Annotated in this window: 22 protein-coding genes; 13 read left to right on the forward strand and 9 right to left on the reverse strand. The window is 50.0% G+C overall.

Going from position 1 to position 25433, the window contains the following annotated elements:
- Positions 1-11 precede the first annotated feature (11 nt).
- Positions 12-842, reverse strand: coding sequence for a M23 family metallopeptidase (locus tag B5D40_RS08280; RefSeq protein ID WP_158222165.1), 831 nt, complete (start codon positions 840-842; stop codon positions 12-14).
- 8 nt (positions 843-850) lie between these two features.
- On the reverse strand, positions 851-1117 hold the full coding sequence (locus tag B5D40_RS08285; RefSeq protein ID WP_073303560.1) for a hypothetical protein: 267 nt from the start codon (positions 1115-1117) through the stop codon (positions 851-853).
- A gap of 75 nt (positions 1118-1192) precedes the next feature.
- On the opposite strand from B5D40_RS08285, the gene B5D40_RS15650 reads away from it, so the two are divergent.
- Together B5D40_RS15650 and dnaN are read left to right on the forward strand one after the other, a co-directional pair.
- Positions 1193-1339: a hypothetical protein gene (locus B5D40_RS15650; RefSeq protein ID WP_158222164.1), complete on the forward strand. Its 147-nt coding sequence runs from the start codon at positions 1193-1195 to the stop codon at positions 1337-1339.
- Positions 1340-1348: 9 nt separating this feature from the next.
- The gene (gene dnaN / locus B5D40_RS08295; protein ID WP_078776553.1) at positions 1349-2467 is read left to right on the forward strand and encodes a DNA polymerase III subunit beta; all 1119 of its coding nucleotides are present in this window, start codon (positions 1349-1351) and stop codon (positions 2465-2467) included.
- 4 nt (positions 2468-2471) lie between these two features.
- On the opposite strand, the gene B5D40_RS08300 is transcribed toward dnaN, so the two are convergent.
- The 3 genes from B5D40_RS08300 to B5D40_RS08310 form a co-directional block, all read right to left on the reverse strand.
- The gene (locus tag B5D40_RS08300; RefSeq protein WP_078776554.1) at positions 2472-4244 is read right to left on the reverse strand and encodes an ATP-dependent nuclease; all 1773 of its coding nucleotides are present in this window, start codon (positions 4242-4244) and stop codon (positions 2472-2474) included.
- A gap of 283 nt (positions 4245-4527) precedes the next feature.
- Positions 4528-5184, reverse strand: coding sequence for a potassium channel family protein (locus B5D40_RS08305; protein WP_073303565.1), 657 nt, complete (start codon positions 5182-5184; stop codon positions 4528-4530).
- Position 5185: 1 nt separating this feature from the next.
- Positions 5186-6577, reverse strand: coding sequence for a TrkH family potassium uptake protein (locus B5D40_RS08310; RefSeq protein ID WP_078776555.1), 1392 nt, complete (start codon positions 6575-6577; stop codon positions 5186-5188).
- Between the two features lie 34 nt (positions 6578-6611).
- On the opposite strand from B5D40_RS08310, the gene B5D40_RS08315 reads away from it, so the two are divergent.
- Entirely contained in the window at positions 6612-7550 is a 939-nt protein-coding gene (locus B5D40_RS08315) for a bile acid:sodium symporter family protein (RefSeq protein ID WP_078776556.1), read from the forward strand.
- Positions 7551-7650: 100 nt separating this feature from the next.
- Here the strand turns inward: B5D40_RS08315 and B5D40_RS08320 are convergent, their stop codons facing one another.
- From B5D40_RS08320 to B5D40_RS08340, 3 genes are all read right to left on the reverse strand, one after another.
- On the reverse strand, positions 7651-8025 hold the full coding sequence (locus B5D40_RS08320) for an Hsp20/alpha crystallin family protein (protein WP_073303569.1): 375 nt from the start codon (positions 8023-8025) through the stop codon (positions 7651-7653).
- 40 nt (positions 8026-8065) lie between these two features.
- Positions 8066-8428, reverse strand: coding sequence for an Hsp20/alpha crystallin family protein (locus B5D40_RS08325; RefSeq protein ID WP_073303570.1), 363 nt, complete (start codon positions 8426-8428; stop codon positions 8066-8068).
- 949 nt (positions 8429-9377) lie between these two features.
- The gene (locus B5D40_RS08340) at positions 9378-10916 is read right to left on the reverse strand and encodes an Rne/Rng family ribonuclease (protein WP_078776560.1); all 1539 of its coding nucleotides are present in this window, start codon (positions 10914-10916) and stop codon (positions 9378-9380) included.
- Between the two features lie 368 nt (positions 10917-11284).
- Here B5D40_RS08340 and B5D40_RS08345 point away from each other — a divergent pair, with 368 nt between their 5' ends.
- Positions 11285-11473, forward strand: coding sequence for a 4Fe-4S binding protein (locus tag B5D40_RS08345; protein WP_073303573.1), 189 nt, complete (start codon positions 11285-11287; stop codon positions 11471-11473).
- On the forward strand, positions 11470-12645 hold the full coding sequence (locus tag B5D40_RS08350) for a geranylgeranyl reductase family protein (protein WP_078776561.1): 1176 nt from the start codon (positions 11470-11472) through the stop codon (positions 12643-12645). Before B5D40_RS08345 ends, B5D40_RS08350 begins: the two co-directional genes overlap by 4 nt.
- Before the next feature lie 372 nt (positions 12646-13017).
- On the opposite strand, the gene B5D40_RS08360 is transcribed toward B5D40_RS08350, so the two are convergent.
- Positions 13018-13614: a porin family protein gene (locus tag B5D40_RS08360; RefSeq protein WP_143394477.1), complete on the reverse strand. Its 597-nt coding sequence runs from the start codon at positions 13612-13614 to the stop codon at positions 13018-13020.
- A 465-nt stretch (positions 13615-14079) separates the two neighbouring features.
- Here B5D40_RS08360 and B5D40_RS08365 point away from each other — a divergent pair, with 465 nt between their 5' ends.
- The 8 genes from B5D40_RS08365 (at position 14080) to B5D40_RS08405 (ending at position 25275) form a co-directional block, all read left to right on the forward strand.
- A complete protein-coding gene (locus B5D40_RS08365; protein WP_078776564.1) occupies positions 14080-16557 on the forward strand; it encodes a glycogen/starch/alpha-glucan phosphorylase in 2478 nt (825 codons plus the stop codon).
- Positions 16558-16665: 108 nt separating this feature from the next.
- Positions 16666-17832, forward strand: coding sequence for a ribose-phosphate diphosphokinase (locus tag B5D40_RS08370; RefSeq protein WP_073305980.1), 1167 nt, complete (start codon positions 16666-16668; stop codon positions 17830-17832).
- A gap of 360 nt (positions 17833-18192) precedes the next feature.
- Entirely contained in the window at positions 18193-19566 is a 1374-nt protein-coding gene (gene nhaA, locus B5D40_RS08380; RefSeq protein ID WP_233134307.1) for a Na+/H+ antiporter NhaA, read from the forward strand.
- A 213-nt stretch (positions 19567-19779) separates the two neighbouring features.
- The gene (locus tag B5D40_RS08385; RefSeq protein ID WP_073305978.1) at positions 19780-20463 is read left to right on the forward strand and encodes a DUF4956 domain-containing protein; all 684 of its coding nucleotides are present in this window, start codon (positions 19780-19782) and stop codon (positions 20461-20463) included.
- A gap of 9 nt (positions 20464-20472) precedes the next feature.
- Positions 20473-21570, forward strand: coding sequence for an HlyD family secretion protein (locus tag B5D40_RS08390; RefSeq protein WP_143394476.1), 1098 nt, complete (start codon positions 20473-20475; stop codon positions 21568-21570).
- Positions 21567-22874: a TolC family protein gene (locus tag B5D40_RS08395; RefSeq protein ID WP_078776566.1), complete on the forward strand. Its 1308-nt coding sequence runs from the start codon at positions 21567-21569 to the stop codon at positions 22872-22874. The genes B5D40_RS08390 and B5D40_RS08395 overlap by 4 nt, the downstream gene beginning before the upstream one ends.
- Positions 22871-23713 (forward strand): polyphosphate polymerase domain-containing protein, encoded by an 843-nt coding sequence (locus B5D40_RS08400; RefSeq protein ID WP_073305975.1) that lies wholly within the window; start codon positions 22871-22873, stop codon positions 23711-23713. Before B5D40_RS08395 ends, B5D40_RS08400 begins: the two co-directional genes overlap by 4 nt.
- Positions 23710-25275: a lamin tail domain-containing protein gene (locus B5D40_RS08405; RefSeq protein ID WP_078776567.1), complete on the forward strand. Its 1566-nt coding sequence runs from the start codon at positions 23710-23712 to the stop codon at positions 25273-25275. The genes B5D40_RS08400 and B5D40_RS08405 overlap by 4 nt, the downstream gene beginning before the upstream one ends.
- The last annotated feature ends 158 nt before the right edge of the window (positions 25276-25433 follow it).

Raw genomic sequence — 25433 nt, forward strand, 5'->3', positions numbered from 1 at the left:
GTTGGGAAAAATTACCGTTCGATAAAATAATCTTCTGGATTGATGGGTTCGCCGTCCATGCGAATTTCATAATGCAGTACGGAACCGGCAGTCCTGCCCGAACGCCCCGCAATGGCAATCGGTTCACCGCGCCGAACGGTTTCTCCTTGCTTGACAAGAACCCGGTCGAGGTGCGCATAGAATGTGCGAATCCGGTCGGAATGCTGGATTTTCAAGGTCTGGCCAAATCCTCGGTGGGCGCGGATTTCTATGACTTTGCCCGCTCCGGGCGCAATAACGGTGTCGCCCTCTTCTGCGAAAAAATCCACTCCGCGATGCGGCAGTTCCTGATCCGTAAAATGATCGAATACGATGCCAAAGCGATTGGTAATGTATGTCTTTTTTTTGAGCGGTCGTAAAACCGGAATCGCTTCTGCCAGATTTTTATTGTCGTTCAACGCCTTGCGGAATGCGGAATAAGTTTTATAAGTCTGAAAAAGCGCTTCTGTACGCTCTTGCCTGTAAACGGAATCCGACGAATCCGAAGATGTCGGCAAGGGAATGCCTCCGATTTTGTAAACGCTGTCCTGGTGGTTTGCCGTTCGAGTCAGATAATTTTCTGCGCTGTCGTTGTTTTCCTTCAGCGTTTTGATGTTCTGCCGAATCGACCGGTTCTGCGCTCGCAAATCCACCAGCGTGCCGTCGCTGACCTTTTCCCAAATTTGAAGCGGAGAAAAGAAAACGAAACCGCAAATGGCGACCAGGGCGGCGACAATCCAAAAAATCGGTTTCCACAGAGGGATCCGTTTCGATTTTACCTTGCCCGTTTTTTTCGAAAAGATGTGAAATTTCAGTTTTTTCAACGAACGTCCTAAAGATGAAAACCATTTTTCTCTTGTTTTTTCATGTCGCGAATCCGTTTGCGCATTTCCGAGATGCAGCCCACGAGCTCCACCACATCGGGATCGTTTTTGAGTTCATCCAAAGCGTCGTTTTCCAATGCGGGCAGCAGGCGTCGCCCCAAAGCTTCGTATTTGGATTTCAAACGCGATTCTTCGGTGGCGATGGACACTTTGTTCAGCATGGTACTGGCGCAATTCAAAGCACCGGATTTAATCTTGTTCCAAGTTTCGGTCATATTTTTCAAATCCTTTTTCCATTTTTCCCAATAAAATAATAGTTTTTAGCTTGAAAAAAATATGGAGATTTTTTTATGAGCCGTAGAGAACGCAGAAAAGCAAAGCAGGACGCCAAGCACTTTACTCCGCCGAAACGAAACAAAATGAGTTCCGCGGGCATCGCTATCCTTGCCGTCATTGTGGTCGTCGCTTGGATTGCTTTTGTCATGGTCAGGAATTAAGGAGAACTCATGAAATTTCAGATTGAAAAGACAAAATTTCTCGCCGCCCTGAATATGGTCATCGGAGCGGTGCCGAATAAAGCCACCATTCAAGTCCTGAATAATTTTTCCCTCCGGCTCGAAGGCAACTCGTTGGAAGTCTGCGCTACGGACTTGGATTTGGGAATTCGCGTTCGACTGGACGTTCAAGGGGAAATCGATGGCGCGGTCGTTGTCAATGCCCATAAGCTCTTGGATTTAGTCAAAAGCCTTATCGATCCGAAAATCGAAACCATTGCCGTCGAAGTTGTCGATTATCTGGTCACGATTCGCTGGAGCGAACGGGGCAAGGCTTCGATTACGGGATTTGACGTTAGCGATTTTCCGGTGCTTCCCGAGGTGGATGACGGTTCTTCGTTCCAGCTGGGAAAAAGCGAACTGGAATTTCTGGCCTCCAAAACGCTGTTTGCGATTTCTACGGACCCGACCCGCCTGAGCTTGCACGGGGCATTTATCGAAATCAAGGATGGCAAGCTGATTATGGTGGCGACGGACGGGCATCGTCTGGGAAAATCCTTCATCGATGTCGAAGACGCCGCGTTGGATAAAGGTGTCATCATTCCGCCCAAAGCCATGCAATACGCGTTGAAAAGCGTTTCTCCCGAAGCGGCTATCGAAGTCCGTATTTCGGACACCTACATTCTTTTTGCCAGCGAAGGCGTTCAGATTATTTCCAAGCTCATCGAAGGCCCGTATCCCAAATACGACGCGGTTATTCCGACCAATTTCCAACGGACGATTCAGGTCAATCGCACGGATCTGTATAATAAAATCACCACGGTGCTTTCCATGGCGAATATCCGCACTCGCATGATTCGCTTGCAAATCGACGGGAACCAGATGGAGCTGTCCGCCAACGACCCGAATGTGGGAGGCGATTCCACGGAAGCGATTTCCATTATGCACGAAGGCGAAGGCGTTTTCTGCATCGGTTTCAACGGGCAATACTTGCTCGAAGTTCTGAAGCTTTGCCAGAGCGACGATGTCGTTTTAAAGATGAACGGTCCTGTTGCGGCGAGCATCATCGAGCCTGTCGGTTCCGACATGAACAGCATGTTTCTGTTGATGCCGCTCCGCCTCGTGGAGTAAGCACTTACTGTAATCCTTTGGCTCCTTCGATAATCCAATCGCAAAGAGAACGGATTTCGTTGTAATTCGGCAGGAACCGGTGCGGATTTTCTCGCCGGACGCGTTCTGTAAATTGATGCCAGACGTGCTCGTTCTTGCCGTTCAAACCGAGATGCTGCTCGATGGCTCCTCGGGTCCAGACCCAGATTCCGATATCGGCCAATTTCCGATGGATGTTTTTTAAAGGTTTTTGCGCTTCGGGCAGAGCGGCCATCATGGCATAAGCTTCACTTGCACTGACCCGCGATTTTTTGCTGACCGGGATTCCATGGACCAGGCGGATGTGTTCCTGCAAGGCGAGCTCCCGAAACAGGGATTTACAGTATTCCACATCCGGATCGTCGCGAGAGATGAATCCATCTTGTTGGGCATTGTTGAACGCGTAATCCAAATCGACAATCGCCCGGACGGGCAAATCCATGGCCGACAGTACTTGCATACTTTTTCGGGTATTGCTGACCCCGCCTTGATGAACCAGAGCACAACGGATCAGAGCAAAAGAGAGTCCCGTCATTTTTTCAAACAGTGTAGGCAAAACCCGCCATTCCGTTTTTCCTTCGGTCAAAAGAACGTAGTCCGCAAAAAGCAGTTCGTTGGAATTGGACAGGGAAAAAAGCATTTGCAGCTGCGCTTGCGCATCGTTAATCACCGAATGTACGGCGTCTTCCATCCGGCGGCGCATAAAAGTCCCGCGTTCCTTGTTTTTGCGAATCAGAAGGGACGTGCTGACATCTTCACTCGTTACCATCTGCGCGGAATGCGTGGCAAATACAACCTGATATCCCTCGTTGGAAAGATTTTTTAAGGCGACCCGCACCAGCTCGACCGCCTGTGGATGCAAAAAAAGTTCTGGAGAATCGATGAGCAAAAGAGTTCGGCTCAAGTAGTGATTGTGATGGTGCTTTTTCACTTGGTCCAAGTAACGGATAAGTGCCATCTGAATCGCTCGTTTGGAACCGGCGCCCATCAACTGAATGTCCCGTTCAAAGCCGTCGTCCTCGTCGAAAACGTTCAGCTGCGCCGAAGAAAGGAAGGTGTCGAGGGTCGGGGCCGGAATATCCAGCCGAACATTGACCGATGGGAAAAGCGGACGCAGCTTCTGATTGATTCCGCGTTCAAAAAGTTTAAACTCCTCGGCTCGGGAATCGCTTTGCGCATCGAGCAGCGTACTGAATTTTTGTATCAACTCGTTGAATTCTTTGCCCAGTCGTCGCTCTAACGGCTTGAAAATTTCATTCAACAGTTTGGCAAAAGCCTTGTCGCCTTCAAAATCCCAAATTTGAATCGGCGGCGGGAAAATTCGGGAAAAAGCTTCTTCAAAACCGAAAGGCGCTTTTACCCATTCGCCGCGCCCGTTCGCCCCTTGCCAATCCAAAACCCAAAATTCCACGTCGGCGGAATTTTCTCCCGGAAGTTTTTGAGATCTCTGCACGCGCACTTTGCCGTCTTTTACAAAAGGCGTAATCACTTTGCGCTCGTCTTCTTCCAGCTTGCCGAGAATCGTTTCGGAAACGCCGGCAAAAAGTCCTTCGGCTTCGACAGGCTGGCTGGGATTGTCGAAATAGGAATTGTTCAGCGACGATCGAAACAGAAGCCAACGAATCCCCATCAGGATATTTGTTTTGCCTGCATTATTGTAACCGATTAAAGCCGTAAAATCGCTGAGAGGAAAAGTCTCTTCTCGGATGGAACGGAGATTGCGAATAGTAATGGATTTCAGCTGTAGCGATTCTTGCATATTGGTAAATTACACAAAATCGGCGCCAATGCGCAAACATATTATTATGGGCGGCTTTAAAAATCCATTTTCAAAAAATCGGTTGCCGAACTAGTCGAAGCATGGTTGGTGCCCTTCGATTAGTTCGACAAGCTCACTAACCAAAACTCAGGAACCGCCGGTTGGTGAGCCTGCCGAAGCATTCACCAAAGCCATTTTTAGAGGAGCACGATGGAATACGATAATGGGCTGCGTCTTGAACGCTGCCCTCGTTCAAAATCCGAAATTCAAAAAGGGGTTCCCGTCAATCGGGCAAGTCGTTCAGGACGCTGTCCGGCCCCAGCACGAAAAGGATGTCGTTTTCCTTGATCTGGTAATCCGCCAAGTTGCCGATAAGCGCGTGAGGTTGCAGCGGATCCCGAATCGCGATAATCTGAATGCCGTATTTGGCGGTGAGCGCCAGTTCTTTTAGAGTTTTGTCCTTGAACTTTTTCGGGCATACGATTTCGATTATCGAGAATCCTTCCAGAAAAGGCAAGCGGTCGAGCATATTCGGGTGAATCAAGCGTTCCGCCAAGGATATCGCCATGTCCCTTTCTGGCTGGAAAATATCCGAAACCCCGAAGCGTTCCAGAATAGAAGTGTGCTGGGAACTGGAACTTTTGGCAATGATGTGTTTGACACCTAATTCCTTCAAATTCAGAATGGTCAAAAGGGAGGCTTCCAGGTCGGCTCCGATGCAGCAAATTACTGCGTCCACTTTGGTCACGGGAAGGGCCGAAAGCTGCGCTTTGCGAGTCGTGTCGGCGACGACGGCCTGCGCTACGTTCTGGGTGATATCTTGCACTTTTTCGGGAGTATTGTCGACGGCAAGGACTTCGCAGCCGAGACTTGTCAAATGATTGGCCAGGAAAATTCCCGTATTGCCTAGCCCGATGATGATAAATTGTTTTTTGGCCATATTAACCTACCATAATGTCTTCTTCCGCATACCAGGCACCGCCTTCTTTCTTTTGAATCACTGCGGAAATCAGGAAGAGCGCGCCCATACGCCCGACGAACATAAAAATACAAACAAAAATCCGGCCAAAGATGGAAAGCTCCGGAGTTAGCCCCAACGAAAGTCCGCAAGTAGAAAGCGCACTGGTCACTTCAAAAAAGACAACCAGCAAGTGCGACGGCGACGACCCGACCGATGTCCCGGGAAATTCCGTCAACAGCAGAACCAAGGTTCCCACGAACGTCAAAATAATATAGACGATAACGACCCGAATCGCTTTGCCTACGGTTTCTTCGGGGATTGTCCGCCCTAAAATTTGAGTCCGTTCCCGCCCAAACAAGCGGTTGATTCCGAGAATCGCAATTACCGCCGCCGTCGTCGTTTTGACGCCTCCGCCGCAACTGCCGGGACTCGCCCCGATGAACATGCAGATAATTAAAATGATTACGCTGGTCTCCCGCAGCGAAAGCATGTCGAAACTGTTGAATCCCGCTGTTCGGGAAGAGAATGCGATAAACGCCGAGGATTGCAATTTTTGCCCAAAACTTAGACTGGAAAAAGCGCCATTCCATTCCAAAGCGAAAATCGAAAAGAGCTCAATCAAGGATATAATCGCCGTCGAGAGCAGGACGATTTTGGAATGCAACGAGATTTTTTGAATTGCCCGCGTCGAAAAATTGAAAAGATTCTTGATTTCCGACATTGCCAAAAAGCCGACGCCCCCCGAAAGAACCATCAGCATTATCACCGTGTTCACTACAGGATTGAACTGGTAGTCCGTCAAAGAATTGGCGAACGGTGAAAATCCCGCATTGCAGAATGCGCTCACGGAATGAAACACCGCATAGAGGATGCGTTCGTCTAAAGGAAGGTCGCCGAACTGGGTAAACAGGGAGGCCGTCCCTAGCCCTTCGAGAACAAAGGTAAACGGCAAAATCGCAATCAGAATTTTTTTAGGTTCTATGTCTTCTTGCGAAGTGAATCCCGACTTGAAAAGAGCCTGCTGATTGAATCCGGGTCGGATTCCCGAAAAAAGCAAAATCGCCGTTGAAAACGTCATGATTCCCAAACCGCCGACCTGAATAAGCGCGGCCAGAATCCAGAGTCCTGTATAAGAGAGGACGTTGCCGATGTCGATGACGGAAAGCCCCGTCACGCAAACCGCCGAAGTCGCCGTAAAAAAAGCATCCACAAAAGAGAGTTCCTGCTTCAGCGAAAACGGGCATTTTAAAAGAATGGTTCCCAGGACGATCAGGATGAGATAACCCCGAATCAAAAAGATCATCGGATTGGATGATTTCTTTTTGACGACGGTTCCTGCCGTCGGGATGTCTTTATAGCGCGAAAGTATCATTTCTCGCCCCAATTTAACTAACTTTCGGCGCACTATGGCGAAATTGCGTTCCATTTTAATGCTGCTTGCGATTCTTTTAGGCGTTTTGCTGCCGCAAGCGCATATTCTTTCTCCTCTGATGCCATTTTTCATCGGCCTGATGATGGCTTTGACTTTTGTTTCTAAAGTGCCTCCGCAAAAACACGGTTACACTTTTAAAATCGAACTCCGGGCGCTCTTGATGGGAATTTTCCTGTGCGGCTGTCTGCTTGGCATGAAAAAATTTTTCGGGCTTTCGCTTCCCATCGTACTGGGCGGCATGTTGATTTGCTTGTGTCCGCCGGCGAACTCGGCGCCTGTCATGACCAAAATGCTCGGTGGCAATCCCATTCTCGCTCTCAAAATTTTTCTGGTCGGAAGCATCTTCGCCTGTTTTTCGATTCCTCTGATTTTCGGCTACTTTTGCCCGCCACCCGTCGGTATGGAACATCTGGATTTCATGGGGCTTTCCAAAACGATTTTCAATTCAATCCAGCCGATTATCACCATTCCTTTGGCTATTGCGCTTGGGCTTCGCAGTTTTTACCCCGAAGTCGCCGACAAAATCGAAAAGCTCCAAAAATACACGATGTTCATCTGGATTTTCAATGTCTTCATTCTGCTTTCCAAAGCGAGCTACGATGTCCGGGCGATGGGAGTCCAGAAATTGTGGGAAGCCGGCGACTTTCAAAAGACAGCCCTGCTTTCCCTTTCCCTGTGCGTTCTGCTCTTTTTTCTGGGTTGGGTATGCGAACGGAAGTCACATCCGATTGAAGGCTCGCAAAGCATGGGACAAAAAAATACGATGCTCGTCATTTGGCTTGCCCAACTTTATGCGGGACCCATTGCCGCTCTTTGCCCGACATTTTATGTCGTATGGCAAAATCTGGTTTTAAGCTGGATGAGCCGAGGGAAAAGAAGTCCGCGAGAGGTTGGGAGTGCCCAAAGAACATAGGGATAGTGGCATCAAATCGTAAACGCGATTGCCCTAAAGCACATTCTACTAAAATAAAAACCGCCGGTATTTGCCTGCGGTCTTTGTGAAATCTTGGGATTTACTGGATTTCCAGCTTGTGCGGTTGTGCGCTCTGCTTCTTGACGAATTTGAAAGACAGAATGCCATCTTCCAAAAAGGCGTCGATATTTTCCAGATTCAAATCCTCGGACAATTTGAACGCCCGTTCGAACTTGATTTCGGATGTGGCTTTTTTGCGAACGGCTCGAACAGAAAGCGTATTGCCCTGCACATCGACGTCGATATCGCTCTTTTTTACGCCGGGAAGTTCTACTTCCAAAGTGTAGATTCCGCCCTTTTCCGAAACGGAAGCGTGCGGCGAGCAAGTATCGCAGGATTTGACGTCTTCATTGAGCGAATCGAACCAGTCGTTCAATCCAAAGATATTTGTAGGAAGCATCTTGGTCAGTAACATATTCATCTCCTTTTTTCAATTTTCACTTTTAATCGATTGCTTACTTGATTGCGATTTTGCGTTTTTCTTCCGCCGGTTTCTTCGACAGTCTGAAGCTCAAAACGCCGTCTTCAAAAGCCGCTTCCGCTGTAGAAGGATCCAAGTCTTTGGCGAGCTTGAAGGTGCGCTCGTAAGACGCCTGCGAGGTTTCCGTTTTGCGAACCGCCTTGATGGAAAGCGAATCGCCCTCAACATGGACGTCGATGTTTTCCTTTTTGACGCCGGGAAGATCGATTTCCAACGTATAGACGCCATCTTTTTCGACGACCGCAGCACGAGGCAGATTGGCGTTATCGCCATTAAAAGCGTCCATAAAGCGATCCAGTCCAAAGAAACGAGTCGGAATGATTTGTGTGTTGTACATAGTGTATCTCCTTTTTTTTGTTTTCGTTCCTGTTAAAAGCAAAAGCCGTGCCAAACAAAGCCGGTTCGCTAAAATCAAATGGATTCGCCGAAAAGAAAGGCGCGGATATTTCAAAATGGCACAAAAGGTTTCAAAACGAAATGATGAATTGATTCGTTTTGAAATTTCACTGGGAGCTGACTTCTCATTTTTTTCGCTTCTCGCCAAGACGATTGCGCAAAAGCAAAACGGCTGGAAGTCGTTTCTCTTGTGTACAAACCGAAATTCAAGGTTAGGGATTAGAGAGAAGTGATTAGCGACTAGGGATTAGAAGTTGGGGGCCTTCGACCAGTTCGACAAGCGGTTACCGAGCTTGCCGAGGTGCACTAACTAGCGGATTCTGAGCCTGCCCGAAGGGCAGGGACCGGTTGGGAGTTGGAACTGATAATTGAGTGAAAGAAAAAGCCCCGCTTGAAGAAGTTCACCTTCTCGTAACGTAACACATCTTATTCCGCCCCAGAATCCAAAATTTCCCACAGCAAAGCGTGGCGGGGGATAGGGTGAAGGGAAAAGGGGCTGCCCATGAGTCTTAAGAGTTTTACTCTTTTAGACGAATTGTCCCTGGAAGGGAGCCTTCGCAAAAGCGTGCAAGGCGAACGTTGCGCCGCAAGCTTGCTTGAAGGCATTACTGAGCCGCAGCCGCGGACGCAACGCGTCAACTCAGAAGCCCCCTTATCCCTTCCGCCAGCCGCGGCGCTGCACAATTCGCCTAAAGGAAGCGGAGCTTCCAAGGCTCATGGGAAAGCGAGCACCTCGCACTCTGCGAGAAAAAATTCATCTTGTGAAAAGAAATTCTTGTTTTGAAGAAAAAAATTTAATTAAGAGTATTTGGTGGAAGATTATCCATAATTCCCAAATCAAAAAAAGCCCCGCAGAATTTCCGCAGGGCTTTTGCTGTTTTAATGGAAGGCTACACGAAATTGTATTCTTCCGTAATGTCTTCGTCCTTGTCGTTGAACATGTAGAACTGGCTCGGATACATCTTGTCGTCTTCGACCAGTTCCAGCTGGAGTTCGTGCTTGTATTCCAGGTAGTGGAACATCCGCGCCATGTCTTTGCAAAGGAGATCCACCATTTCGGAACTGACGACCATTTTGACCTTTTTGAGCTTGCCTTTGGAGCGGGCGCGCGAGAGCCAGCGGTCGATGGCGGAAAGGGTCGTTTCCAAACGGAAAACGTGTCCTGTTCCGCGGCAAATCGGGCAGACATGGGTCTTTTCGGTCATCAGGTTGGTGCGCACGCGCTTGCGGGTCACTTCCATCAGGCCGAATTGCGAAAGCGGCGTCGGCGTAATCGGAGCCTTGTCCTTGCGAATGGCCTTGCGGAATTCCTGGTAAATCGCGTCGCGGTTTTCCTGAAGTTCCATGTCGATAAAGTCGATGACGACCAGTCCGCCGATGTCGCGCAGGCGAAGCTGCTTGGCGATTTCGTAGCAGGCGTCGATGTTGGTTTCAAAGATGATTTTTTCCTGATCCTTGCCGTAAACTTTGGGACCCGTGTTCACGTCGATGGCGACGAGTGCTTCGGTCTGGTCAATCACCAGGTTGCCGCCGTGGGGAAGCGGGACGGAGCGTTGCAGGGAACGGGCGTAGTCGTCTTCGATTTTGAAATATTCGAACAGGCTTTCTTTGGAAGTCCAGAGTTTGACCTTGTTGATTTTGTCGGAGGACAGCTTTTGCAGCTCCTTGCGAATCGCGATGTATTCGTCGCGGTCATCGACATAGACGTAATCCGTGTTGTCGCTAAAGTACTCGCGAATGGTCTGGGCCACGGAGTCGGATTCTTTGAAAATGCAGGTCTCGGCGGGCTGGTTTTCGAAATTGGTTTTGGTTTCTTCCCACTTGGCTTCCAGTTCGCGCATCTGCTTGGAAATTTCCAATTCGCTTTCAGAGAGTCCGTTGGTGCGGACGATGTAGCCGACATCCGGTCCTTTCAGGCGGCGCACGACCTTTTTGAATTCCCGGCGCTTTTTGGGGTCGCGTTCCCGCTTGGAAACGCCGATAAAGTTGGTGTTCGGCATGCAGACGAGAAAACGACCGGCAAAGCTCAGGTGCGTTGTCAAACGGGCACCCTTGGTGCTGATGGGCTCCTTGACCACTTGAACCATAATCTCCTGTCCTTCGTGGAGAATCTGGTCGATGGAAAGTTCCTCGCCCACGGCTTCGTCGTCGTCCTTGTCCCCATATTCTCGGGAAAGGAGGATGTTGCGGTCGATTGCGTCTTCCTGATGAAGAAAACCGGCCTTTTCAAGCCCGATGTCGATAAATGCGGCCTTTAGCGCCGGAAGTACTTTTTGCACGACCCCCTTGTAGATATTGCCGAGGACACGATTGGATTCTGCGCTTTCCACAACCAGTTCAGCGAGATCTCCACCTTCCATCACGGCAATTCTCTTTTCATAGGGCGTCATGCTGATCAAAATGCCGCGCTTTGAATTTTGGATAGCCATTAAAACTCCTAAAAACAAAAAAATCTTTGGGCTTTTGAACAAAGCCCACTGAAATGCAGAAATATAGAATTTCTTTAAAGATGCCTTGGTGATGTCGGGCGAGTCGCATTGAAAAAAGAGACTTTTGGTCTTCTTGGCTCCGGCATTTTAAAATAGGCGATTGAAAGACTCAAAGGGGTCACCGTCTTTGGGGGACTTATTTGAACAAATAGATTCTATATTTCCCATCATGGCTGCCTCTAAAAATTCATTTTCTTGTCGTTTTATTCTTTGCCATGACGGCTCTTGTCGCTTGCGCCTTGACTGGCTTGGCGAAGCATCGCTCTGTCGCTCGCGATTTTTTTCACCGAAGATTTTGAGGTAGCCGAATGAAAAAGTTGTATCACGATCGGGAAAAATGCCTGGAATGCGCGGGCTGCGTCGGAGTGTGCGCATCGATGGCTCTGGATATGTTTGGCCTGGATTTGCAAATCGATGATGCGAAATGCGTGCGCTGCGGTTTGTGCTGCAAGGCGTGCCCGGCGGGAGCGCTGACGCTGCGGGAGGTCGAAGAATGAAAAAGTCTTCTTATGATGTGCTGGTTATCGGTGCGGGCCCTGGCGGGAGCGTTGCGGCAAGGAATTTGGCAAAGCAGGGCTTTTCGGTTTTGCTGATTGAAAAGCGGGAAAAAATCGGTTATCCTGTGCGTTGCGGTGAAGCCAGCACCAAATTGGAACGTCTCCAGGAAGAATTCGGCCCGATTGAACCGGACTGCATCGAAACGGAATTGAACGGGCTCTATGTTTACGGTCCGGGCGGTGTGGAACTCGACTGCAAAATGCCGGGCGTCGGCGTGATGCTGAACCGCGAAAAATTTGACCCGTGGCTTGCGCATTTGGCCGAGGAAGACGGCGCGGAAGTCGAGACGAACGCTCGGGCTTCTGCGGTGGGCGAAGTGCAGAACGGCTATCGTACAGTAACCGTGGAAACCTCCCGAGGAACCGAATTCATCCAAGCGAAAATGGTCATCGCCGCCGACGGCGTGGAAAGCCGCATCGGGCGCATGGTCGGCTTGAACACCCTCCAGAAACCGGCGACGACTTGCACCGGCGTCGATATTCAAGTCGAAGGGATTTTGACAAAGCCCGATTACCTCACCTTTTGGCAGGGCGTCGATTACATTAACGACGGCTATATCTGGAGTTTTCCGAAAGAGAAAAGCAACGTGACGAATTTCGGTGCTGGCTTTTTGATTTCGACAAAATCCGACAAGTGCATAGAAGAAGTGGCGTTCGACTGGCTGAAAAAATTGTTCCCGAATGCGAAAGTCGTAGAAAATCACGTAGTTGGCGGACTCATTCCCGTTTCCGGCAATTTGGAACGGACTGTCAAAGACCGCTTCTTGCTTGTCGGCGACGCGGCGCACCATACAAATCCCTTGACGGGCGGCGGCATTGCGACGGCGATGCGCGCGGGGCTTTTAGCTTCGGCGGTCGTGGGCGACGGGCTTCGCGCGGGGGAACTTTCAGAATCGTCCTTGCGCCTCTACGAAAAACTTTGCCGCGAAAACTTTGGGCAAAAGCACTTGCGGTTGATGAAGTTCCGCCGCTTTTTGCTGTCCCAGACCCGCGACGACCAGATTCGCGTGTATAAACTGATCCGGTCCTATCTCCAGTCGGGCAAAAAATTCATATTCGGAATGCCGTTGGAACTGGCCAAATACGCGTTTCGTTACCTGAAGTTCCATTGACCCTCATTGGCGGGAGTTCTTTTTTGGGCGTGCCCCGCTTTCGCGGGTCGGGCTATATTGCTCCAAGGCAAAAGCCTTTCCGCAACGGAGCCGCAAGCGTCTCCGCCCATCCGGGTAACTATCCCTCACGCAAAATTCGGGCGGGGGAATGCGCCACTCTTGTGAACCTGTCGCCCTTCGATTGGTTCGACAAGCGGTTGCTGAACCCGTCAAAGCATGGTTGCTGAGCCCATCGAAGCACGCCAACCAACGGTTGCTGAGCCTGCCGAAGGGCAGGGACCGTCAGTCGAAGCATCGCCGAAGCTGTTTTAGCGAATTCCTTTACAAAAAAAGCCCGCCATGCAGACGAGCTTCCTAAAATAGCGGCTCTGGTTACAGGAACCAGTAGGTCGCGCCAATGGACAGGCGCAGGTTTTGAACATCCGGGGAATAAGAATAGTCTTCTTCTTCGTAATCTTCCGCAATAGAGGTGAGGCCCAGCATCAAGCGGAAATTGACGTCCAAATTGGGAATGACGGACCAGCCAGCACCCAAAGCGAGGCCGAATTCAAAGGTGCTTATATAGTCGTCGAGATCTGCTGTAACCTCTACGTCGCCGACTTCCTCTTCGATTTCGGAGGACAAGTTGAATGCGAAGGTGGGACCTGCTTCCAAATAGAATTGCGGAATTGGGGTCACGCGGGCCAAAACGGGAATTTCCAAATACCATTGGCGAACGGTTGCGTCGTCTTCGGAAACACGGCGGAGGGCGATGTCGATTTCAGGAGTGACGGCGAATACGGGAAGAATTTCGATCCCGCCCGTAAGACCGGCGTTAAATCCGAATCCCCAAGGGATGTCTTCGGTGTCATCTCCCCACCAGGTTCCGAATGTTCCGGCGGCTCGGGCGCCGAAATGAAATTCTCCGCCGGCAAAGGACAGGGTCGCTGCTACAGCGACCAGGGCGAAAATTTTGAAAATGCGGTTCATTGTTTTCCTTCTGTTTGTGAATTGTTGATTTAGAATCCATTGTTGAAAATAAATGTAGTAAAGCGTAAACAAAAGCGGACCAATTTCTTTCTTTCTTTTTACAAAAATCTCTTCTAAAAAATCGATCCCATCGAAAATCGGTTGCTTTAGAGTAACTTGTTGTCAGCTATCAGTTGTTAGTTTCCAGTTGTCAGTCCGAATTGTCTATCTGGCCACTATCCACTATTTACGGATCACTTTTCCTTTCGCCTGGTTTTCTGAACTTAGGTTAGTGCGCTTCGACCGGTTTGACAACCGGTCCCTGCCCTTCGATAAACTCAGGGACCGCCGGTTGCTGAGCTGGTCGATGCACAGAGAACCAAACGCCGTCGTTGCCCGATTTACAGCGCAAATGCCGTTTTGTAAACGGCATTTTAAGAAATTTTCTATCTTTGGGGAAAATTTAAAACTTTGCAAAGGTGACTTATGGCAAAAAAAGAACCGTCCAAGAAACATTCCGAAGTTCTGGAAAATACTGTCCAGGCTTTCAAGAACGCTTTTGATAATCACATTCACCATTCTCTTGCCCGTGATGAACACACGGTGACAAAACACGAAAAATTTTTGGCCGTGGCATATGCTGTGCGCGACCGCCTGATCGATCGCTGGATCAAGACGCAGGAAACCTATTACGAAAAGGACGTCAAGCGCGTTTACTACCTGTCTCTGGAATTTTTGATTGGCCGAACCCTGGGCAATTCCGTTTTGAATTTGGATGTGGAAAGCGCTGTGGAAGAAGCGGTTGCCGAACTGGGCATGACCCTTGAAGAACTTCGCGAAGAAGAAGTGGACGCGGGGCTTGGCAACGGCGGACTTGGCCGCTTGGCCGCTTGCTTCCTCGATTCGATGGCGACTTTGGAACTCCCGGCGACGGGTATGGGCATTCGCTATGAATACGGCATGTTCAACCAGAAGATTAAAGACGGCCAGCAGGAAGAACTGCCGGACAACTGGCTTCGCCTGCCGAACCCGTGGGAAATCGCTCGCCCGGCCAATGCGATTAAGGTGCCGTTCGGCGGTTACGTGGTGACCTGGACGGACGACAAAGGCAAGCTTCGCAACCGTTGGGAAACGAAGGATTACGTGCTGGCTCTGCCGTATGACACGCCGATTCCCGGCTACCGCAATAACACGGTGAACAACCTCCGTCTTTGGAGTGCGCAGAGTGCCGACGAATTCGGACTTGCCTATTTTAATAATGGCGACTACTTGGCCGCAGTCCAGGATATGGAGCTTTCGGAAACGATTTCGAAGGTCTTGTACCCGAACGATTCCTCCGTGAACGGAAAAATCTTGCGCTTGCGCCAGCAGTATTTCCTTTGCGCCGCTTCTTTGCAGGACATTGTCCGCCGTTTCAAAAAGTTGCATGACGGCGAATGGAAGCTTTTCCCGGACAAGGTCGCCATCCAGTTGAACGATACGCATCCGGCGATTTCCATTGCGGAACTGATGCGCATTCTTTTGGACGACGAAAGCTTGGAATGGGACGAAGCTTGGGACATCGTGACGCATACCTTTGCTTACACGAACCACACGCTCATGCCCGAAGCTTTGGAAAAGTGGCCGGTGAGCTTCTTTGAAAAGCTTCTGCCGCGTCATTTGCAGATTATTTACGAAATTAACGCTCGCTTCCTTGCAAAGGTTTCCCTCAAGTGGCCGGGCGACACGGCGCGCCTTTCCCGGATGTCTCTGATTCAGGAAGGCGGAGAAAAGATGATTCGCATGGCTTACCTTTCCATTGTGGGTTCCTATGCGGTGAACGGCGTGGCGGCTCTCCACAGCGATCTTTTGAAAACGAGCCTCTTCAAGGACTTCTTCGAGTTCTGGCCGGAAAAGTTCAACAACAAGACGAACGGCGTGACGCCGCGGCGTTGGGTGCGCAAGGCGAATCCGGCGATGTCCGCTCTGGTTTCTTCTAAAATCGGCGACAACTGGGTCAAGGATTTCAGCGAAATCAAAAAGCTCGAAAAGTTTGCCGAAGATGCCAAGTTCCGCAAGGAATTTATGGCGGTCAAATTGGAAAACAAGAAGCGTCTGGCGGCGTATCTCAAGCAAACGCAAAATGTGGATGTCAATGTGAACACCCTCTTCGACATTCAGGTCAAGCGCATTCACGAATACAAACGCCAGCTGTTGAATATTCTCCACGTCATTCACCTTTACCTCCAAATCAAGGACGGCAAGAAGGTGACGCCCCGCACCGTGATGATTGGTGGCAAGTCCGCTCCGGGCTACTGGATGGCCAAGCAGATTATTCGCCTTGCCAACGCCGTGGGCGCTATTATCGACAGCGATCCGGATTGCAAGGGCAAGCTCCAGATGATTTTCTTGGAAAATTACCGCGTGAGCTTCGCCGAAAAAATCATTCCGGCTGCCGACCTTTCCGAACAGATTTCGACTTCCGGAACGGAAGCTTCTGGTACGGGCAATATGAAGTTCGCCATGAACGGCGCGCTGACGATTGGCACTCTCGACGGCGCCAACGTGGAAATGCGCGAAGAGATTGGCGCGGACAATTTCTTCCTCTTCGGCCTTACCGTCGAAGATGTCCAGGAACTTTTGGCGAAGGGATACCGTCCGCGCGACTTCTACGAAAAGGACGACGATCTGCGTCGCGTGCTGGATCTCATCAACAGCGGATTCTTCTGCCCGGACCATCCGGAAACCTTCCGCCCGATTGTGGAAAAGCTCCTTTCGAGCGATCCGTTCCTGCTGCTTGCGGACTTCCGCTCCTATGTCGAATGTCAGGAAAAAGTCGCTAAGGCTTATGCGGATAAGGACAAGTGGGCGAAAATGGCGATTCTCAACGCCGCTCGCATGGGCAAGTTCAGTTCGGACCGCACCATCGAACAGTATGCCAAGGAAATTTGGCAAACCAAAGCCTGTCCGATTTCTATCAAGTAAGCCGGCTTTTAAAAAAGGCAGCGGTTAATCCGAAAATTTTAGGCGAAAGCGCGTTAGTGCTTTTGCCTTTTTTTATCTTTGTTACACCTTTAAAAAAGGATTTCCCGGATGCAAGATCGATTCATAGTTACAGGAACCTTTACGGACGACCCGTTTGCGATAGATATGGCGCAGTATATCGGGCTTCGCGAAGATATTTCCGATACCGTTTCGCTCAAAACTTATGCGAATACCGAATTCTGTCCGCGTTACATGCTGGATGTTTTCGACGATGAAAATATCGGCAAGCGCTTGGAAGGCAAGATTGTGCTCATCTGCTCGTCCACTACCCACGAGTGGAGCCGCAACGATCTTGCTATGCGCGCTTGTATTCTAGCCCGTGCTGCCAAAGAGAACGGAGCTAAAAGCGTTGTTTTGATTGAACCGGATTTGTTTTACAGTGCACAGGATCGCGGCGCTCATCGCTTTGGCGATTTGGAAAAGGACCGCCCGCTTTCGGACTTGAAAAAGTTTGACGGCCAGCCGTTCACCGCCCTCCTTTACGCCCAGCTTCTCAAAACTTCCGGTGTAGATGCTGTGGTGACGGTGCACAACCATTCGGTCAAGGTCCAGAATCTTTACGGCGATATTTTCGGCGGGCATTTCCACAACATGATACCGACGGAAGTGTATGCGCATTACATCAAGACGTCGAATTTTGTCCAGACCGGCAAAGACGGCGACAATCTGGTCATCGTTGCTCCGGATAAAGGGGCGACTCCGTTTGTGAATGCGATGTTCGACGCTTTGGAATTGCCGAAGTGCAAACGCGTCATTATGAGCAAGGTGCGTTCCGGCGAACGGGAAGTCAGCATGTCGCTTTCTCCGGATAGCGAAGTGCAACTGGATTACCTGAAAGGCAAGGATGTCATCGTGTTCGACGATATGGTTCGCACGGGTTCGACGATTGTCCGTTGCTGCGACTACTTGAAGACCGGCAAACCGAATCGGGTCTGCTTCTGCGTTTCGCATTTTAATTCCAGCCCGGAAGCCCGTGAAAAGCTGAACAGTCCGGCTATCGACGAAATTTTGACGACGAATACTTTGCCCGATATTACGAACCGGGATTGCCAAGGCCGCTTGCGCCACAAGCTTACCGTCCTGAAAATCGCCAAGTGGATGTCTCGCTATGTCATGCGCCTCTACGGTGAAGACGATGGCCGTTACAGCAAGAATTTCTACAAGGTCGATATGAGTTCCAAGAACCCGCGTTGGCCGCCTCCGCACTTGTATTGATCAAAGTCGAAAAATCGGTTGCGATTCGTCGCGCCGATACGACTTCAAGGTCGCAAAGGATTTTTTCCTTTAAAAAGACCGTCGTATTTGTGGCGGCCTTTTTTTGTTGCCGACAACTTGAAGAGGAAACTTTTTGTTTTCAGATTTTCCGTTGTAGAACGGAGAGCCTATTCTGCGCAGGATGACGTTCGCGTTTTTTTAGTTTGCGGATTTGTGAATCTAGTCGCTGCGTTTATTTTACAAAGCGAAAGTGCCGCACTATTTCGACTTTAGGCGTTTCATCGTCTTTTTCTAGAATGGGAATTGGATATGACCGTTCTTTTTTTATTTTTTAGTCCCCTTCATTATAAAGGAATCGCGATGGCAGAAAAAAATGTTTTCGATACGGCTATGCCGCATGCGGCTATCGATAAATTTGTCGCTCCCGTTCAGCGCTTTTTAAAAGTGGAATCGACGGCGGGCATTGGCTTAATTGTTGTAACGTTTTTGGCTCTTCTGTGGGCGAACCTGTCTCCGGAATCCTACAGTGCTTTTTGGAACCTGCCCTTTAATTTTACTATAGGTCCGTGGAGCATCGACAAGGCTTTGCACGGTCATGTTCCGACCATCGGCTGGTTTGTGAACGACGCCCTGATGACGATTTTCTTTTTTTCCGTCGGGCTGGAAGTCAAAGGAGAAATCGTGCAGGGGGAACTCCATGACGTGCGCAAGGCTCTTTTGCCGATTCTGGCTGCCGTCGGCGGGATGATTTTTCCTGCGATTATCTATTTGTTGATTTGCCCTCCCGCAGCGCACCACGGCTGGGGAATTCCGATGGCGACGGATATTGCGTTTACGGTCGGTTGCATGGCTTTGCTCGGCTCTCGCATTCCGCATGGACTTCGGGTCATGATTCTGACTTTGGCGATTGCCGATGATATCGGATCGATTATCGTCGTGGCTGTCGGATACTCCAGTGGTGTGCAGTGGAGTGCCCTAGCGATCGCCGCCATATTCCTTTTCTTGACTTGGCTCTCCTTTAAGGTCGGCATCCGCAATTTCTTTGTGCATGGGGTTCTGGCTTTGATCTCCTGGTTCTGCTTTGTGCAAAGCGGTGTGCATCCGACGATTTGCGGTGTGATTATCGGGCTTTTGACTCCAGTGACGCCGATGGTCGCCAAGACCTACATGGACAAGCTTATTGTGACTGTGGGGGACGCGGTCAAGGCGAATCGCCCGATGACAAACGATCAGCGCAAAGAAGTTCTGGATATGCTGGAACGGACTTCTCGCGAGAGCGGTTCTTTGCAGGGACGCTTGAATACGCACTTGCAGCCCTGGGTGAATTTTGTGATTATGCCGCTTTTCGCTTTGGCAAATGCGGGCGTTGTGATTGAACCGGGCGCAATCAGTGCTGTCACTTTGTCCGTTGCCTTGGGACTTTTAATCGGCAAGCCGCTGGGCATATTCCTTGTGTCCTTTGCGGCGATTAAAGCGAAGATTTGCAAATTGCCTGCGGGCGTGAACTGGAAAGCTCTTCTGGGCGGAGGAATGCTTGCCGGTATCGGATTCACCATGTCTTTGTTTGTGGCGGGGCTGGCGTTCAGCGATGCGGACCATGCGTCTTTTCTTGCCGCGGCCAAGGTTGGCATCCTTTCGGGCAGTTTCGCGTCGGCAATCCTCGGGATTGTTTATATGCGCCTGGTGTCGAAGCCGTCGTCGGTTCCGGACGCTCCTTTGGGACCTACGGAATAGTCTTGCTTGTTTAGAAAATCGGGGCGGATTATCCGCCCTTTTTGGTTTGCCTTTTCCGCGAATTTTTGAAAGCCCCCAAAAAAAGAACGAAAATTCCCGAAAAACGCAAAAAGAACGTAAAAAATCGCTTAAACCCTTTTTTTAAATTTTATTTAGGGTGTTTTCTGGAAGATGGATATTTAATTTCAAGTTAGGCAAACATTGGAGCTTTTTATGCTAGATCTTCTCACGGTGCAATCCAGCGCCGCTTATCCGACAGTCATCACAATGGTATATACCCTGCTTTTGGCGTTCGTATGCTCGACGGCGATAGGATTTACCTACGAACACACTTTTTTGGGACTTTCCTATTCCCGGAATTTTGTCCAGGCGCTGGTGCTAAGCTCCGTTGTGGCCGCCACCGTGATGCAGGCGATTGGCGATAACGTCGGTCGCGGTTTGGGAATGCTTGGCGCTCTTTCGATTGTGCGCTTTCGGACGAGCTTTAAGGACCCGCGGGACATTATGTTCTTGTTCGCCGCTCTGGGTGCGGGCATCGGCTGCGGCGTTTTCGCTTGGGGAATCGCTGCGGGTGGAACGCTGACTTTTTGCGTTATCGCTTTTGTACTTTCCCGTTCGGGTCTCGGCACCAAGAATTTTTTTGACGGGATGCTCCGCTTTGCCATGACAAACGATTCCGCTTCCCGGGAAGCACTCGAAAAAGTTTTGCGGGCAAATATCAAGACCTTCGTGCTGATTACAATGCGAGAGGTCGATGGCGGCGAACGCATCGATGTCGCCTACCAGGTGCGCTTGCGCCGCAAGCGTCCGGCAAACGAAGTGCTCAAAGAGCTGACGAAAATCCCCGGGGTTTCCAACATTCACTTTATGATGCAGGACGCAACGACGGAAGTCTAGGAGATGGGAATGTTTTTTAAGAAATTGGACGAATTGGCGGACTTGAATTCTTCTCGTTTTCATGCCATTGAATCGCACAAGATGCTTTTTGCCTGGATTGTCGCTGTGGTAGCTATCGTCGTTCTCGGGTATTGTTTTCACGGACAGAATATCGTTTTTTCGGGAATCGCCGAAGCGGACGAAACCATCATCAGTATGCCGGAAGCGGTGGAAGTCGTTAAAATTCACGTGATTCCGGGGCAAGAAGTCAAAGCGGGCGACACTCTGGTCGAATTGGCTCGCCCCGCCCTTGCCGTGCGCATGAATGAACTCCAGCGGGAACTGGACGCCATCGAAGGGCGCGGAAACATCAATTCGGCAAGCATCGATCAGAAAGTCGCGGAAGTCCAATCCGATTTGAATATGCGCCGCAACACCATCAATTTGGAAATTGAAAAACTGAATACGCAGTATCAGCAGAATCAGGCACTCTCTTCCAAGCTTAAGAGCATTTCCGGTTCGGTCAAAGCGGACAGCAACAGCGGCATCCTGTTGAGCATCCGGAATCTCAAAAAGGAATTGCGCGTTGCCGAAGCGAATGCAGCTTCGCAGATCCGTCTTTTGAGGGGGAGCAAAGGTTTGGAGAAAACGAGTAACAAGGCGGAAATCGAAGCGCTCCATCGCGAAATGGAAATGATTAAACGGCAGATTGACGAGCAGACGATTATCGCCAAGGAAAATTGGATTGTCGCCAGTGTCGATGTGCGTGACGGGGAAAAGGTTTCGAGTTTTAATCCGATTATCACTCTCACGCATAAAGAGGTGACTCTTGTACGGGGCTACATCAACGAGAAGATTGTGGCGCGTCTGGAAGTCGGCGATGCAGTCGAAGTCATTTCCAATAGCGGCGAGCACATGATGGGCGCCATTTTAGGAATGTCCAGCCGGATAGTGCCTTTTCCGATTCGTTTGTTGAAAATGGTAGATATGCCGCTTTACGGGCGAGAAGTGACGATTCGGGTTCCGCAGGGAAATCGATTGCTTTTAGGCGAAAGGGTTTCCATTGCAGAAAAAACAAAAATTCCCCAGATTTTCAAGGAATCCGTGATGCAGGGAGATGAAAAATGAGATTTTCTGTTTGGGGTCTCGTTCTTTCGGTGTCGGCTTTTGCGACCCCTCTGACTTGGGAAAAGCTGATTGCGTCTGCGGAAAACGATCCGGTTTTGCAAGCGTCGGGGAAAAAACAGTCCGCCATTGCTCACCGTTCAGGGACCAAACTTTGGGACGATTTGGAGTTGGAGTACACATTGGACGGTTTCGGCTTTATGGAACACGATTTTGAATTGAAAATCAAGCCGAAAGCCTTTGGTGAAGGTTCTGCCGACGATGCTTATTGGAAAAGTCAAGCGGAATACCAGCGGGCGCACCAGAATCTGGATCGGGCGCTCGTCCTTTATGAACGCTACGAACACGCGCTTCGATTTGTCAAGTGGCAACAGATTTTGCATTTGCATTTGCAGCTTTCGCAAATCGCGGCGGATCGTATAGAAGTTTTGCATGCGCAGAGCGGCTCGGAAGAATTCCGTTTGCAGGATCTGGTTTCGGCTTTGGAAGAGCAGGTGTCGATTTCGGCAAAGCTTGTCGCCGACTCCAATGCGATTCGGGATTCTAAAATGAAACTGCTTTCATGGGTCGAAGGCTACGATGAAGTGGATATTGATTCCACATTTTTACCGTCGATTGAGGAATTGAAAAAAATTCTGACCGAGATGTCTTTGAATGCAGAAAGATATTCCGAGGTGGCGACGGCTCGCGCAAAATGGGCCGTGGATGAAAAACGCGCCGAACAGGAAACGGCGAGCGATCGCAATTATATTTCAAAAATCGGCGTGGGGTACAAGTATGTGTACGGGCGTTACAAATACAAATGGATAACGAAGGAATGCAGCGGTTCGAGTTGTGTTGAAGAGTGGCAGTTGCAGCGCACCGATGACGACCGCAGAACGCAGGATAAATTTTACGCATCCATCGCGGTGCGGCTTCCGTTTTTCAGCAATGACAATTCCGGCAATTTAAAACGGCAAATCGATGTCTTAGAAAGCGAACGGGATTACCAGAAGACCAAGCGAGACGTCTCGCAAAAAGTGGAACGCCGCCGCGAAGAAATTCTAGGGTTCATCACCCAGCGGGAAGTGCAGCAGAAATTTGTGGAACAGGTCGATCAGGGTGCTTTATTCGAAGACTTTGCGAATCGGGCTGGAAACGATCCCCTTCTTTTGCTGCGCGCCAAGCAGAGCTCTGTGGAAAGCCAGCTCAAAATCGTGGAATTGGACGACAATATTTTTACCGTGTATCTGGATCTTCTTTTTCAGACCGGAGCGCTCGGCAGAACGGATGTGAACAATCATTTGAAAGCGGGACCTGAAAAATGAGCGAAGCGCGCGGTTTCAGTCTGCTTGAAAGGTTTGAACTCAAGTATCACATTCCTGTGTCCCTCGCCGACGAAATCGGGGATTTTCTGAAACCTTATTGCGAAGAGGATTTCTATTCCAAAAAGACGCCGGGCGGGTTTTACTGGATTACGAATTTGTATCTGGATTCCCCGCGGTGGACTTTTCTTAGTTGGAAAAAAGCGGGCAAGTTGGACCGGTTCAATATGCGGGTGCGCTGTTACGGCGAACATCCGGACAACGAGGGCTCTTTCCATTTTGAAGTCAAGCGGAAAGTGGCGAATGTCGGCTATAAAAGTCGAGGAACGATTAAAGGCGTGAATCCTTCTTTTGTGTGGTCCCATCCCGAAGAGGAGTGGCCCTGCAAAACGGAAACGGACAAAATGTATGTGCGTCAGTTTATCGGCAAAACGCATATTTATAATGCGCAACCGAGGCTTTTGACGCAATACAAAAGGCGCGCCTGGTTTGGCTTGAACGAGGAATATTCCCGGGTGACAATCGACATGGGGATGCGCTTTCGCGAAGAAAATGGATTTGATTACAGCGTCGATTCGGCGGAGATGTGGTCCACCAGCCTGCCGCGATTTTTTCAAAGGGATTGCAACGCCGTTTTGGAATTGAAGTGCCCCGCTTTACAGGTGCCGTTCTGGATGCTCGATTTGATTCACCGGTTCAATTTAAAACATGGAGCGTTTTCTAAATTCGGGAATGCTGCCGCCGAATGGAAGCGGGTTTATGAAAATCCCCGAGATTTTCGTGACGCGCGTTTCCCTTATCTGGCTGGCGATTTTGAAGATTCCAAGGAGGTTTTCGCATGAAAAAAGAATGGCGGTTACCGTTTTCGACGGTGACTTTGACAGCGGCTTTTGCCTTCGCTTTTATCGGTTGCAGTGACAGCAGCAGCGGAAAGACGCGGGAAGTGGGAATTGCCGCGATGACTTGCACCGAACTGATGTACAATCCAGCGCCCGGCTATCCGGAATTTGTCGAACTCAAGCTGACGGGGAAATCGCTTTCCAGTATGTCGGCGGTCAATTTGCGTTTGGACGGTGCCGTGCAGTATTCTTTTCCCGATGAACCTTTGGATGTCGATGAAATTATCGTCGTGACGGAAGATGCGTCGCTTTTCCGGGAGAAATATCCCTCTTTCACGGGACGGCTTTTCCAATGGGACGCCGGGTATAAACTTTCCAATTCAGGAGATGTTTTGGAAATCAAATTGGACGGGAAGGGGGATTTTGACGCCCGCTTTGACAACAATCCGCCTTGGCCGAGCCTTGCCGACGGAAACGGCAGCTCCCTCGTTTTCATTGGAGACAATCCCGCTTATGCGGAATCCTGGGCGGCGAGCAAAACCCCGAACGGAAATCCGGGCTCTGCGGAAGACCCGTATTATGCTGCATCGTCGGTGCGCATCAACGAAATCATGCCGTATCATGGCGGCGAATCGGAATCGTGGATAGAATTTTACAATGCGGGTTCTGCGGAAGCGGATATCGGCGGTTGGAAACTCGTCCGTGCCGATGTCAAAGACAGCGTGCGTTTCATCCCGGCGGGCACGAAAATTCCGGCAGGCGGCTATGCCGTTCTGGATGCTTTGGAAAATGAATCGGGCGAATTGGACAGCGTTTCCTTTGTGGCTCGGGGCGAAGCGGTTTACTTGCGGGAAGTGCAAGCGGGAAAGGCGACTGGCGTGGAATCCGGCTTGGAATATGCTGCGGTTCTTCCGGGGCATTCTGCGGGCGTGATTTCGCTTTCCGACGAGACGAGCCAGCAGGGAATGCTGCAAAAACCGACAAAGGGTGCAGCCAATTCGGAAATTTCCCTGGGGCCGCTTTTCATCAGCGAAGTCTTTTACAATCCTCTTGATGGCGACGTGGAATTTTTGGAAATCGTTAACAACTCGGATTCTTCCGTCACTCTCCGCGCCATGCTGAATACGCTATTCGTCGGTTGGAAAATTTCGGGAGTCGGTTTTGAATTCGGGGAGAGCAATGTGCTTTTGCCGCAGGAAGTCGCCGTTCTTATTCCTACCAATTATACGGCAGCCGACGGATTTTCTTCGGTTCCCGTAACGGTGGAAGAATTTCGCGCCAAATGGAAGTTGCCCGAATCGCTGCAGATTTTCCAGTATGCGGGAAAACTTTCCAATCGCGGGGAAAAAATCTCCGTGGAAAATCCGCTGGAAATCGCCAAGAATTTGAAAGATTCTTCGGTCGTCTATTATCAGGTTTCCGATGCGATACTTTACTCGGATCGGGGGCTTTGGCCCGAAGACGCGGACGGTTACGGTTACAGCCTCCATCGTCGGGATTACGCGGTTTCGGGTTACGAGCCGTCGAATTGGGATGCGAAGGAGCCTACTCCGGGCAAAATCTGAATTTCAACGGCTTCTAAAATCTGACCGCTAACTAACCACTAGCTAGTCCTCCCTTAAAATCTCGTCCAACCCGCATAACTATTGGGGAAAATTGATTTCTACCCTGTGAAAATATTGCAAGGTTTTCTAAAATATGACTGAAAACCTTGCATTTTTTT

This window comes from Fibrobacter intestinalis, from assembly GCF_900167415.1.
Taxonomy (GTDB): Bacteria; Fibrobacterota; Fibrobacteria; order Fibrobacterales; family Fibrobacteraceae; genus Hallerella; species Hallerella intestinalis.

Coding starts and splice junctions, on each gene's coding strand:
- B5D40_RS15650 (WP_158222164.1), top strand. CDS start 1,193: ATGAGCCGTAGAGAACGCAGAAAAGCAAAGCAGGACGCCAAGCACTTT.
- B5D40_RS08350 (WP_078776561.1), top strand. CDS start 11,470: ATGAAAAAGTCTTCTTATGATGTGCTGGTTATCGGTGCGGGCCCTGGC.
- B5D40_RS08365 (WP_078776564.1), top strand. CDS start 14,080: ATGGCAAAAAAAGAACCGTCCAAGAAACATTCCGAAGTTCTGGAAAAT.
- B5D40_RS08285 (WP_073303560.1), bottom strand. CDS start 1,117: ATGACCGAAACTTGGAACAAGATTAAATCCGGTGCTTTGAATTGCGCC.
- B5D40_RS08305 (WP_073303565.1), bottom strand. CDS start 5,184: ATGGCCAAAAAACAATTTATCATCATCGGGCTAGGCAATACGGGAATT.
- B5D40_RS08395 (WP_078776566.1), top strand. CDS start 21,567: ATGAGATTTTCTGTTTGGGGTCTCGTTCTTTCGGTGTCGGCTTTTGCG.
- dnaN (WP_078776553.1), top strand. CDS start 1,349: ATGAAATTTCAGATTGAAAAGACAAAATTTCTCGCCGCCCTGAATATG.
- B5D40_RS08390 (WP_143394476.1), top strand. CDS start 20,473: ATGTTTTTTAAGAAATTGGACGAATTGGCGGACTTGAATTCTTCTCGT.
- B5D40_RS08405 (WP_078776567.1), top strand. CDS start 23,710: ATGAAAAAAGAATGGCGGTTACCGTTTTCGACGGTGACTTTGACAGCG.
- B5D40_RS08340 (WP_078776560.1), bottom strand. CDS start 10,916: ATGGCTATCCAAAATTCAAAGCGCGGCATTTTGATCAGCATGACGCCC.
- B5D40_RS08325 (WP_073303570.1), bottom strand. CDS start 8,428: ATGTACAACACACAAATCATTCCGACTCGTTTCTTTGGACTGGATCGC.
- B5D40_RS08300 (WP_078776554.1), bottom strand. CDS start 4,244: ATGCAAGAATCGCTACAGCTGAAATCCATTACTATTCGCAATCTCCGT.
- B5D40_RS08360 (WP_143394477.1), bottom strand. CDS start 13,614: ATGAACCGCATTTTCAAAATTTTCGCCCTGGTCGCTGTAGCAGCGACC.
- nhaA (WP_233134307.1), top strand. CDS start 18,193: ATGGCAGAAAAAAATGTTTTCGATACGGCTATGCCGCATGCGGCTATC.
- B5D40_RS08315 (WP_078776556.1), top strand. CDS start 6,612: ATGGCGAAATTGCGTTCCATTTTAATGCTGCTTGCGATTCTTTTAGGC.
- B5D40_RS08400 (WP_073305975.1), top strand. CDS start 22,871: ATGAGCGAAGCGCGCGGTTTCAGTCTGCTTGAAAGGTTTGAACTCAAG.
- B5D40_RS08370 (WP_073305980.1), top strand. CDS start 16,666: ATGCAAGATCGATTCATAGTTACAGGAACCTTTACGGACGACCCGTTT.
- B5D40_RS08320 (WP_073303569.1), bottom strand. CDS start 8,025: ATGTTACTGACCAAGATGCTTCCTACAAATATCTTTGGATTGAACGAC.
- B5D40_RS08345 (WP_073303573.1), top strand. CDS start 11,285: ATGAAAAAGTTGTATCACGATCGGGAAAAATGCCTGGAATGCGCGGGC.
- B5D40_RS08385 (WP_073305978.1), top strand. CDS start 19,780: ATGCTAGATCTTCTCACGGTGCAATCCAGCGCCGCTTATCCGACAGTC.
- B5D40_RS08310 (WP_078776555.1), bottom strand. CDS start 6,577: ATGATACTTTCGCGCTATAAAGACATCCCGACGGCAGGAACCGTCGTC.